Below are 11933 nucleotides of genomic sequence, written 5' to 3'. Positions count from 1 at the left end.
AAAGAGCGCGAAGGAAGAGAAGAAAGAGCTTTTTCTTATTTCCAAGTAGAGTTTTTGCCGGAAGACATCTACCTATCTTCTTCTTTCTCTTCCTTCGCGCCTTCGCGGTTCATTAAATAGATATTCTTTAACTAACGATCGCCTCCACAGACTCATGCTGCAACAAACCGGTTAGCATTTTCACAGGCCTTTCGTCGTAGGGCCACGCGAAAGCATGGCGGAAAGCAGCTTCTTGACACGCTTGCAACTGCCGAAAATCAATGATATCCAAAGTTAACAAATTCTCGTACTCGAAAGGCAATCGCACGTTGTGCAATCCCGCGTTGTCAGTACAAATGGCAATATCGACACCAGCTTCAAAACATCGATCGAACACAACCTTCAATTCGCGCATATCCTGCAACGTCCCCGTTTTGAGATAGGTAGTCGGGCAAACTTCCAAGCATTGACCCCTGCGCGCGACTTCTGGCAGCAGTTCGGGATATTTTAAGGGAATTTGAATCCCGTGGCCGATACGCATCAGATAAGGCAGAAGTTCGGGATAACAGCCAGAGGTAGTTTCATAGAGGTGGCCGGTAGTTTTGATGCCGATCGACCTCGCGTACTGGTACAATCCGACAAACTCCTCCAAACGTTCGCCAATACAATCATCGCCCCCAGCTATATCGATCGCACAAACATATTCTCCCATCCCGGCCGCCAAATCTACGATCGCCCGATTCACCTCATAGGGTAAACGCGAGTGCATACACAAAATTTGGCTGGTAACAATCGGACAATCGCTAATTTGACTTGCCTTGCCCACAACCTTGACAATTTCTGCCATCAAATCAATGCGTTCTGACTGATTCAAATGTTCTGGAGTCCGCAAATAAGGCGTATAGCGCAACTCCAAATAAGCCAGATTTTCAAACACGTAAGCGCCCCGCATCAACCGATAGATGAAATAAGGCAACGTCTCAACAGTTTGCACGCTTTCTACCAGCGTGTGCAGTTCCAAATACTCATTGAGAGTATTGCGCGGACGAGTGTAAAACTCCTCAAACTCCGAGTATTTTTGAAATCGATTAACCATCTCAGCATTGTGGCGATCGAAATACCGCCACAGCACCCTAGGAACGACAGAACCACCCAGATGGCGGTGCAACTCAGCGTGTAAAGTCATGGCAACAAAGCCTCTATTTTCTCAATCTTAACAAAAATTAATTTGACCGAAAACAATGGGTTCTGTTGCCCCCGGACTCGTCTGTGGATCGCCTCTCACTCATTTGCGTATCCGATCGACCTGCGAACCGATGTATCCGTGGCGTAGCCTCTAAAATCTAAAATCCAAAATCTAAAATCTAAAATTGATTGACATTTAGGACGCATTCATAGATAATCGGAGATTGTGTCAACCTGAACTGAACGCGAGAAACCCTTGGCTAACGTAGTTGTGATCGGCGCCCAGTGGGGCGATGAAGGAAAAGGCAAAATTACCGATTTGCTCAGCAAATCCGCAGATATCGTTGTCCGCTACCAAGGGGGCGTCAACGCCGGTCACACCGTGGTAGTAAACGGTCAGACTTTCAAACTGCACTTAATTCCGTCCGGGATTCTCTACCCTGATAAAGAGTGTATTATCGGCTGTGGCACGGTCATCGACCCTAAAGTTCTAATTGCAGAGTTAGACCAGTTAGAGGAACTGAATATTTCGACAACCTCGCTGATGATTTCGGAGACAGCTCACGTAACGATGCCCTATCATCGATTAATTGATGTAGCATCGGAAACCCAGCGGGGAAATTATAAAATCGGGACGACGGGACGCGGCATTGGCCCTACTTACGCCGACAAGTCGGAACGCACTGGCATTCGGATGCTAGATTTAATGGACTTGGACGGGTTGCAAGAACAATTGGAATGGACGATTAATTGTAAAAATGTCCTTCTCGAAAAACTCTACAATTTGCCGCCTTTAAATCCGCAAGACGTAATTGATGAATATCGAGTTTATGCTGAACGTTTGCGGCCGCACGTAGTTGATAGTTCCCTGAAGATTTATGAGGGACTTCACAAGCGGAAAAATATTCTGTTTGAAGGGGCGCAAGGCACTTTATTAGACTTAGATCACGGTACTTATCCTTACGTTACTTCGAGCAATCCCATCGCTGGTGGGGCTTGTGTGGGAACCGGAGTCGGCCCAACAGCGATTGATCGCGTAATTGGTGTAGCAAAAGCTTATACAACCCGCGTCGGAGAAGGCCCCTTCCCTACCGAAATGGTAGATGGAATTGGCGCAATTTTGGGTGAGAGAGGTGCAGAATTCGGCACGACAACCGGCAGGAAACGTCGCTGCGGTTGGTTCGACGCAGTAATCGGCCGCTACGCAGTCCGTATCAACGGCCTTGACTGTCTGGCAATTACCAAACTAGATGTTTTGGATGAATTAGAAGAAATAAAAGTTTGCGTTGCTTACGAAATTGACGGCGAAAAATGTGTTGATTTCCCGAAAAGTTCCCGGATATTTGCTCGCTGCCAACCTATTTACGAAACCCTTCCCGGTTGGAAGCAGTCTACGGAAGAGTGCCGGAATTTGGAAGATTTACCGCCGCAAGCATTGGATTATCTAAAGTTTTTGGCAGACTTGATGGAAGTGCCGATCGCGATCGTTTCTCTCGGTGCGAGCCGCGACCAAACTATTATTGTAGAAGACCCGATTCACGGCCCGAAACGCGCTTTGCTCTCTGCTGACGGTACGCCAGTAGCAGCACCAGCCTAACGTTGTCAGGTAAAATATAATGTTGGGTCTCGATCCATAATACTCGAAGCTTTTGGCAGTCTCGTCGCGACCCACCTAGCTCAATGTTCCAGGAGATTAGTGCACTTGATCCACGGCGAGGTCAAGTGCATCCTTATTTACAAGGAGTTACGTAAATGACTGACGAGGATGAACTGATAGCACGGCTAGAAGTTCACAGAGACATGATTGGGTGGGTTATAATAGAGCTAGGGAAAGAAGGAATACAAGCCAAGAGAACAACCGGAAACAATCCCAAAGGTGATATTTTGATAGTCAACGCTCGGGATGTTCCGCGAGTTAAACAGCTACTCCGCAATTGGCAGAGCGAATTCAAGCGTTAATTTATAAAAAAAAAATATAAACAATAATGAATGAACCGCATATTGAAATCAAAGCCTGGAAAAACAAGAAAATAGATTCCACAAAAGCTAAGGAAATATGTCAAAAAGGGACTGTGATTGGAGTTATTACCACAGGAAAAATTACTCAACCGGCTAAGGCTGTATTCGACAAAGCAGATGTAGCTTGGGTAGAAAATTTTCCCGAAAGTGAGTTGTTGAATCAGGAAGGTCAAGAGGAAAGCTAATGTTAGATATTATTTTTTATGCCTTCAAAACTGCTCGACCACCGCACTATGTCGAAATGTCGGAAGACGTTTACGAGTGGTTGGCCCAATCAGAATTTTCCAAAATCGGCAAATCTGTCCCCAGAAATATTTTGATAGATGAAGAAGAGGAGAAGCTACCTGTAGTTGAGTTAGATCGAGATATTCGCCAGAAGCTCAGAAATTTTTTCCGCGATGCAATTATCTGCGAAAGCGATACCGTCCTCACCAAGCTGGGAGATTCCCCTCTCAAAGAAGAGTATCAAACAGCAACCTACCGTTTGAGGAAATTGCTGGACTTGCTAAAATGTGTTGAAAACGAAGATTATCAGTATCTTCAGCGGGTCGTTTAATTAAGCGCGATCGCAATATCACAATTCTGGTAAAATGTGAAAACAATCAGCAGAAAGTCAGAAAATGGAACTCGCAGTAGAATGTCAAAAGCGGGCAGAAGGCAGCAAACCTAACGCCCTCCGCCGCTCTGGATTGATTCCCGCCGTCCTCTACGGGCACAAAGGCTCTGAATCCATTTCCCTTACCATCAAAGCCAAAACAGTCGAACACCTGCTCAAAAAGCACGTAGTCAACAATGCCCTAATTGACCTGAGCATTCCTGACCTCTCTTGGAGCGGAAAAACCTTGCTGCGGGAAGTTCAAGTTCATCCTTGGAAGGGCTATCCTTACCACCTGAGCTTTTTCTCCGTAGCAAGTCAAGACAGCCTGGAAGTTGAAGTGTCGCTGAATTTTGTCGGCGAAGCTGTCGGCGTCAAGTTAGAAGGCGGCATCTTGGATACCGTGCTGACGCAACTAGCAGTTAAGTGCAAACCTGACAGCATTCCTGAATCAATAGAAGTAGATATTTCTAATTTAAAGGTTGGGGATGCGCTGCACATTAACGAATTAGTTTTGCCTGCGGGAGTGGTAGCTCTCGGCGAACCAGAGCAGGTGGTTGTTACTGTGCTGGGAATTCAAGCAGGTTCTGAAGCCGAAGATGCAGAAGAAGACGCAGCCGCAGCAGCAGCTTAATTAGTAATTGCTAATAGTTGTTAACTAATTGTTGAAAAAAAAGGGCGATCGCTTTCTCCCAAAAGGGCGATCGTTTTTTGCTAAAAAGGCTATTCTAATTTGGGTTCGATCGCACATCTTTCACCCTGCTCAAAAACAGGCTTTCCGGCCTGTTTCACAAAGAGTGAATTTCTTTCTTGTGGGCCGTTGCTCCTAGCCCCCGGTAAAAAGCCTATAGAAAAGGGTGCAATCTCCCTTGCCCAGTCCACAAGAAAGCCTCCCATAAGCAAGAATCGGCAGTGTTTACTTTTATTTACAAAACGGGCGATCGACCGGAATGTACAAAAGGCTGGACTGGCGTGTCAATCTCCCAGAAACCGGGCTGATTCTTACATCTTTAGCAGTAAAATCTAAAAATTAGCCGAGAATCCCGGTTCCTTGCCAGCACGGGGAGTCAAAAAAATTAAGAATTGGGGGAACAAGCCCGCTACTCTTAGTGTCAAACTCGACTATAATAGTGAAACGTTTTGACTACCCTATTTAATTCCTGCCTCTGGAGCCGCCGCCGCTATGCCATCAACAGTCAGTACAGAATCAACAGCGGTTCAATTTAACCAACAGGGAGAAATATACTTATCCCAAGGAAAATTAGAAGAAGCGATCGCCTCCTGCGAGCAAGCTTTAAAGATTCATCCCAATTTTGCACCAGCTTACAAGACTTTGGGCAACGCGCTGCAATCTCAAGGCAGGATGGAAGAGGCGCGGCACTGGTACGCGAAAGCTATAGAAATAGAACCGAATTTTGCGGAAGTATACGCGAATTTGGGCAGCCTGGGCGCGCAGCAGCAAAAATGGCAGGAGGCGATCGGATTTTATCAAAAGGCGATCGCGATTAAGCCGAATTTCGCGGGAGTGTACCGGAACTTAGCAAAAGTATTTGGACAAATTAGCAAACCGGAAGAAGCCCAGCAGTGCTGGTATCAAGCCTTTAGTTTGGAACCGGAAAAAGTAGCGCCTGGGGAACACTTGAATATGGGCGACGCTTTTTTTCGGCAGGAAAAATTCCCCGAAGCGATCGCCTGTTACGATCGCGCCATAAAATTAAATCCTAATGTGGCGACTGCTTACCAAAATTTGGGCGAAGCGCTAAAAAAACAAGGCAAGTTAGAGGAAGCGACAGCATATTATCGCAAAGCTATTGAACTCAACGCAGCTCATGCGAGAAACGGCAGCGAGGGAGAGCAAACTTTGGCGGGGGCAACTGCGACAAACGGTGCAGCAGTTAAACAGCAGCCCGCAGCTACCGCAGTCAAGCCGCCCGTCAAGCCGCCCGTGCAGCAGGCAGTTAATTCTACAATTAATATAGAAGATCCAGAAGCATACAAAATACTGGCAGAAGGCTATTTTGCTCAGGGCAAATTGGAACAGGCGATCGCAGCTTGCAAGAAGGCGCTGCAAATTAAGCCGGAAGCGCCGCTTTACAAAATGCTGGGTAACGCCCTGCAAGCTGGTGGCCAAATTGATGAAGCTAAAAGTTGCTATGTCAAAGCAATAGAAATTAACCCAAATTTTGCAGAAGCTTATGCTAATTACGGCAGCATTTGCGCGCAGCAAGAACAGTGGCAGCAAGCGGTTTCTGCTTACGAAAAGGCGATCGCCCTGAAACCGGATTTTGCCGGTGCTTTCCGCAATTTTGCGAAACTGTTAAGTCAGTTAGGCAAGTCGGAGGAGGCGGCTGAGGCTTGGTATCGAGCATTTGCGATCGACCCGAAATCCGCCACGGCTGAGGAACACGAGAATTTAGCCAAAACTTTGATCGAGCAAGGTAAGGTAGAGAAGGGAATTGAGTGTTACCGGCGCGCGGTTGAGTTGAACCCGAATGCGGGCGCAGCTTATCACGAATTGGGCGAAATTCTTAAGGGTCAAGAACAGTGGGAAGCGGCAGTAGAAGCTTACAGCAACGCTATTAGAAATAATCCCGATCTTTCTTGGTCGCACAACAATTTAGCTGAGTCGCTGGTTAAGTTGGAACGGTGGGAAGAAGCTGTAAATGCTTACCGCAAGGCGATAGAGTTAAATCCAGATTTTAGCTGGTCTCATAACAATTTAGCAGATGTGTTGCTGAAGTTGGAACGGTGGGAAGAAGCCGTGAATGCTTACCGCAAAGCAACAGAATTAAATCCTGATTTTAGTTGGTCGCACAACTATTTAGCAGACGCGCTAATTAAACTAGGAAGGTGGGATGAGGCAATTTCGGCTTACCAAAGGTCGATCGAACTCAATCCTGACCATTTTTGGGCGCACAACAATTTAGCAGAAGCGCTGGTGAATTTGGAACGGTGGGATGAGGCGGTTGTTGCGTATCGGCGTGCTAACGAAGTTAATCCGAATTTCTTCTGGTCGCAGAGCAAGTTGGGCGACGTGCTGCTAGAAATGGAAAGGTGGGATGAGGCGATAGATGTTTACCGACGCGCGGCCGAGTTAAATCCTGATTTTCCGTGGACTTATTACAACATGGGGACGGCTTTGGAGAAGCTGGAACGGTGGGATGAGTCGATCGCCGCTTACCGCCATGCTGTGCAAATTCAGGCGGATTTGCCGTGGATTTCGCAAAAGTTGGCTGATGCTTTGAGGATGCGATCGCAGTGGGATTTGCAGGAGACGATGCGTTTGTACCGGCGTGCGATTCAGGAGAATCGTGATGACGTGCAGTTGTATCACAAGGCGCTGGAGATTGCGCCGAATGATGCTGACCTTTATGTTGAGTTGGCGGATGCTTTGGTGCGGAAAAATTGGCCCGATGGGGCGATCGTCTTTTATCAGATGGCGTTGCAGATTCGGCCGGGCGATCGGGCTATTTCTGAGCGGTTAGAAGAGGTGTTAAAAAAAAAGGGTGTAAGTAGGGCGGCAGAAAAGAGCGATCGCGCTGTTCAGGGACACTCTGGAAGTGCGATCGAACACACCCCTGGGATAGCTGCGGAGTACCACGAATTAGGGGCGTCTCTGCAAGAAGAAGGTAAATTTGCCGAGGCTGTGGCCGCCTACCGCAAAGCAATTTCAATTAATCCCAATTACTTTGGAACTCACCACAATTTAGGCGATGTCCTGAAAGGGGTAGGTAAAGTTGATGAGTCTATTAAAAGCTATCAGAAAGCTGCAGAACTGAATCCAAGTTTTGTTTGGTCGCACCACAACTTAGCCGATGTATATCAACAAGAAGGTCGGCTTGATGAAGCTGTTGCTGCTTATCGGAAAGCGATCGAGGTTGCTCCTGACTTTGGCTGGTCGTACCACAATTTAGCAAAAACTTTAGCTAAACAAGACAAGCTTTCGGAAGCTCTGGAAGCTTATCAGACGGCGAGCAAACTAGATCCGAAACTTTTTGGTTTGGATTATCAAAACTTGCGAGATTCCCTATTCCTCGGTCAAGACCCTGCTTACACCAAGTGGCGCGCTAAGAACAGCCCCAGAGAATCTGACTTGCGGAAAATGGCGGAAACATTAGAAATCTTTAGCTACAAGCCGCTGATTAGTATTGTCATGCCTGCTTACAATACGCCAGAAAATTATTTGCAGGAGGCAATAGAATCTGTTCTCAATCAGATCTATCCTTATTGGGAATTGTGCATTGCGGACGACGCATCAACCGCGCCTCATGTCAAGCAAATTTTGCAAGAATATGCAGCCAAAGATAGCCGGATCAAAGTAGCTTACAGAACCAAAAACGGTCACATTTCTCACTGTTCTAATTCTGCTTTGGAATTGGCGACGGGTGAATTTGTATCTTTATTAGACCACGACGATACGCTGACACCAGAGGCGTTATATGAAGTGGTGCTGCTGCTGAACCGCCACCCGGAAGCGGACATGATTTATTCAGATGAAGATAAGATTTATCAGGATCAGGAACTGATAAATCCTTTCTTCAAGCCAGAATGGAGTCCGGATTCATTTTTATCTCGGATGTACACTTGCCATTTGGGAACTTACAGGCGATCGCTAATCAATGAAATCGGCGGTTTTAGACCGGGTTTTGAGGGAGCTCAAGATTACGATCTGGTTTTGAGGTTTACCGAAAAAACTGACAAAATCTTTCACATCCCTAAAATTCTTTACCACTGGAGAATGCACGCAGGTTCGGCTGCTGGCGGTGTAGAGGCTAAACCCTATGCCTATGATGCAGGGCAAAAAGCTTTGCAAGAGGCGATCGAACGCCGGGGCGAACCGGGGAAAATTGAAGGTGTTCCCTACTTTTTGGGACACTTTATTGCACGCTACAAAATAGCGGATTACAAGCGGGTCAGCATCATTATTCCGACGCGGGATTTGGGGGAGGTTTTGGACAATTGCTTGGAGTCTATCTTTACTAAGAGCGTCTACCCCAACTACGAAGTTATCGTCATCGATAACGGCAGTCAAGAGCAACACACGGCGGAAATTCTGGCTAAATGGGTGGCTAAGGAATCAGCGAGGTTTAAAAGTTATCGCCTAGATATTCCGTTCAATTTCTCTAAGATTAACAACTACGCTGCTAGCAAAGCGGAGGGAGATTACTTGCTGTTTTTGAATAACGATACAGAGGTAATTACTCCCGATTGGATTGAGGGGATGGTGGAACAAACTCAGAGAAGCTCGATCGGAGCTGTGGGCAATTTGTTGATATACTCAGATAACAAGATCCAACACGCGGGAGTAGTGATGGGACTCGGTGGCGGAGTTGCCGGTCACAGTTATTACCATATGCCGCGATCGATTCCTGGCTATTTCGGGAATGTGGTAGGCATGAACAATGTTTCAGCAGTAACTGCTGCGTGTTTAATGTGTCGCCGCGAAGTATTTGAGAGTATTGGGGGGTTTGACGAAGAGCTAACAGTGGCGTACAATGATGTGGATTTGTGCTTGAAAATGCTAGAGAAAGGGTACCGAAATATTTACCTGCCTCATGTAGTTCTCTACCACCACGAATCTAAAAGCCGCGGTTACGAGGATTCGCCTGAAAAGAAAGAGCGGCTGAGGAAGGAATCAAAGCTGATTGAAAGCCGGTGGCAAAAATATATTGATAATGACCCTTACTACAGCCCTCATTTAACCAGAGCTTGTCAAGACAGCGGTATCAGATTGGAGGACAAGAATTGGCAGCCGAGTCATTAGGAATATGCCCATAAGTTTAGGGTCTCAACTTAAGCCTAAAACCTGTGGTGAGTGCCCGCTCACATCTTGCACCAATATCAAGAACCGGTAGGGGCGGGTTCACCAATAGCTTTAAAGGGTGCAGAGAGGTTAAATAAACCCGCCCCACCCCGCGCAAAATTCATTTATTGACGGTGCAAGATGTCAGATTCGAGATAGCTATAAACCCCGCTCGACCAAGCAAAAAAAAATAAGATCTCCGGTACAAAATTATGAATAACTCATTACAAGTGCATGAAGAGACTGCTTCTAATTATTTTCATAGAGGCAACCTCCTGAAACAGGAGGGTAAATTAGAGGAAGCCGCCGCCGCCTACGAGCGCTGTACTGAACTCAACCCGGATTTTTCCTGGTATCACCAGAATTTGGGTGAAGTTTTGGCGAAATTGGGACAGCGAGATGGGGCGGAGAAAAGTTACCGCAGAGCCTGCGAACTTAACCCAAATTCGGCTTGGTATTGGCACAATTTAGGGGAGGTTTTGGAACAGAAGGGCAATCTTGATGAAGCAGTGGCTGCGTACCGCAAATCTGTGGCAATATATCCGGATTTCTACGAGTTTCACAATAGTTTGGGCAAGGCTTTGTGCTTGCAAGGCCAACTGGATGAATCTATAAGTTGTTTGCGAAAAGCGATAGAGCTTGACTCAGAATCGGCTTTGCCTTACCAGAATTTGTGGGAGGCTTTGGCAAGGTTGGGACGGGTTGATGAAGGGATTGATTGCTTGCGAAGGGCGATCGAGCTGAATCCAGGCGAGGGAGATTTGTACCTGAAGTTGGCAGAAGCTTTGCAAGGCAAGAATGAATTAGCACAAGCCGTGGGTTATTACCGGAAGGCGATTGAGTTGAAGCCTGATTTGCATTGGTCTTACTATAAAATGGGAACGGCTTTAGTGGCACAAGGTAAATGGGATTCGGCGATAGCGGCTTACACGAAGGCGACTGAGTTGGAACCGGGTTCGGCGATCGTTCACCACTATTTAGGGCATACTTTGTCGCTGATGCAGCGGTGGGAGGAGGCGATCGCTTGTTATCGGAAAGCGATCGCTCTTGCCCCCAACGTTGCTACCGTATACTTTCATTTAGGCGATGCCTTAGCGACACAGCAAAGGTGGCACGAAGCTGTAGCTGAGTACCGGAAGTCTGTCGAGATTGAACCCAACTCTCTTGAATCTCAAGACCATTTAGGATTTGCTCTGGCTCAACTTCAGCGCTGGGACGAAGCGATAGACTCCTATCGCAAAGCTATTGAGCTAGCCCCCGACTCGGAGGTGGTTTATCATCATTTAGGAGATGCTCTACAACAGCGATATTGTATCCCGTCTCTTACACAAGAAGTTCAGTCGGATTTAGATGAGGCGATCAAGTGTTATCGCAAGGTGATCGAACTTAACCCAAGGAATGTCGAGACTTACCAAAAGATGCTGGGGATTAAGGCTGACGAGTATGAATTATACCAACCATTAGGCAATATTTTGTTAGAGCAAAATCGGGTGGATGAGGCAATCGGTTGTTATCAAAAAGCCCTTGCAATTAAATCCGATGATATTGAAATCCACCAGAAGTTAGGGGAAGCTTTTGTAATAAACAATTCTTTAGAAGATGCGATAGCCTCGTATCGCCAAGCTGTTGAGCTTAACCCAGAGGATGCTCAAATTCACCACAAGTTAGGGGAAGCTCTGCAAAAACAAGGTAATCTAGATCAGGCTATTGTCGCCTACGAAAGAGCTATCTATATCGAGCCAAACTACTTTGGCTCTCACCATAATTTAGGGGATGTCCTTCAACAAAAAAGTTTTCTTGACGAAGCTATCACCGCCTACAATGAAGCTATTGAGCTGAACCCAAACTTTGTATGGTCTCACCACAACTTAGGGGATGCCCTGGCCGCCCAGGGAAATCTTGAAGAAGCTATTAGTTCATACCGCCAAGCTATTGAGGTTGATGCTAATTTTGCTTGGTCTCACCATAATTTAGCCAGAGTTCTAGCCAAACAAGCTCGGAATTGTGAAGCTGTTGCTTCTTACTTGAAGGCTATAGAACTCGATCCTAGTTTTTTTAGCCAGTATTACCAAAAATTAGAAAAGGCTCTACTGGGTGACTAAGGTGTGATTCACCTAAAGTTTTATTCGGCGTTGCTGATTTAGGGTATAAACGACTCAATCTGCAAAAATTGAAACCAGCGCGTCAGAACATCTGGCTCTCCTGAGTTTATGGTGTAAAATGTATATACCAATACATTTACCATTATGAGCTTCCATATAGACTATCTATTAGGCTTGCCGGGAATTAGGGTTGAAACTTGTACTCAAGTTGAGGGAAAAGTTTTCTTGGGATTGAGTATTGTATCTGAAG

General features: G+C 46.3%; 8 protein-coding genes. 7 read left to right on the top strand and 1 reads right to left on the bottom strand.

The window, feature by feature from the left end:
• Positions 1-127: 127 nt before the first annotated feature.
• Positions 128-1165, bottom strand: a complete 1038-nt coding sequence (locus tag QUA40_RS10400; protein WP_333124903.1) for an adenosine deaminase — start codon at positions 1163-1165, stop codon at positions 128-130.
• A 255-nt stretch (positions 1166-1420) separates the two neighbouring features.
• Between QUA40_RS10400 and QUA40_RS10395 the strand changes: the two genes are divergently transcribed.
• The 7 genes from QUA40_RS10395 to QUA40_RS10365 all read left to right on the top strand — a co-directional run bounded on the left by QUA40_RS10395 (position 1421) and on the right by QUA40_RS10365 (position 11683).
• The gene (locus QUA40_RS10395) at positions 1421-2761 is read left to right on the top strand and encodes an adenylosuccinate synthase (protein WP_333124902.1); all 1341 of its coding nucleotides are present in this window, start codon (positions 1421-1423) and stop codon (positions 2759-2761) included.
• A gap of 155 nt (positions 2762-2916) precedes the next feature.
• On the top strand, positions 2917-3123 hold the full coding sequence (locus QUA40_RS10390; RefSeq protein ID WP_333124900.1) for a hypothetical protein: 207 nt from the start codon (positions 2917-2919) through the stop codon (positions 3121-3123).
• A 26-nt stretch (positions 3124-3149) separates the two neighbouring features.
• Positions 3150-3368: a hypothetical protein gene (locus QUA40_RS10385; protein WP_333124898.1), complete on the top strand. Its 219-nt coding sequence runs from the start codon at positions 3150-3152 to the stop codon at positions 3366-3368.
• On the top strand, positions 3368-3739 hold the full coding sequence (locus tag QUA40_RS10380) for a hypothetical protein (protein ID WP_333124895.1): 372 nt from the start codon (positions 3368-3370) through the stop codon (positions 3737-3739). Before QUA40_RS10385 ends, QUA40_RS10380 begins: the two co-directional genes overlap by 1 nt.
• Before the next feature lie 64 nt (positions 3740-3803).
• Complete coding sequence (locus QUA40_RS10375; protein WP_333124892.1) at positions 3804-4412, top strand: 50S ribosomal protein L25/general stress protein Ctc; 609 nt, start codon at positions 3804-3806, stop codon at positions 4410-4412.
• Between the two features lie 549 nt (positions 4413-4961).
• On the top strand, positions 4962-9542 hold the full coding sequence (locus QUA40_RS10370) for a tetratricopeptide repeat protein (protein ID WP_333124890.1): 4581 nt from the start codon (positions 4962-4964) through the stop codon (positions 9540-9542).
• Between the two features lie 251 nt (positions 9543-9793).
• Positions 9794-11683, top strand: coding sequence for a tetratricopeptide repeat protein (locus QUA40_RS10365; protein ID WP_333124887.1), 1890 nt, complete (start codon positions 9794-9796; stop codon positions 11681-11683).
• Positions 11684-11933 lie beyond the last annotated feature (250 nt).

The sequence above is a fragment of the Microcoleus sp. Pol11C3 genome (assembly GCF_036701485.1).
Taxonomy (GTDB): domain Bacteria; phylum Cyanobacteriota; class Cyanobacteriia; order Cyanobacteriales; family Microcoleaceae; genus Microcoleus.
This window is presented reverse-complemented; position numbering and strand designations above follow the sequence as displayed.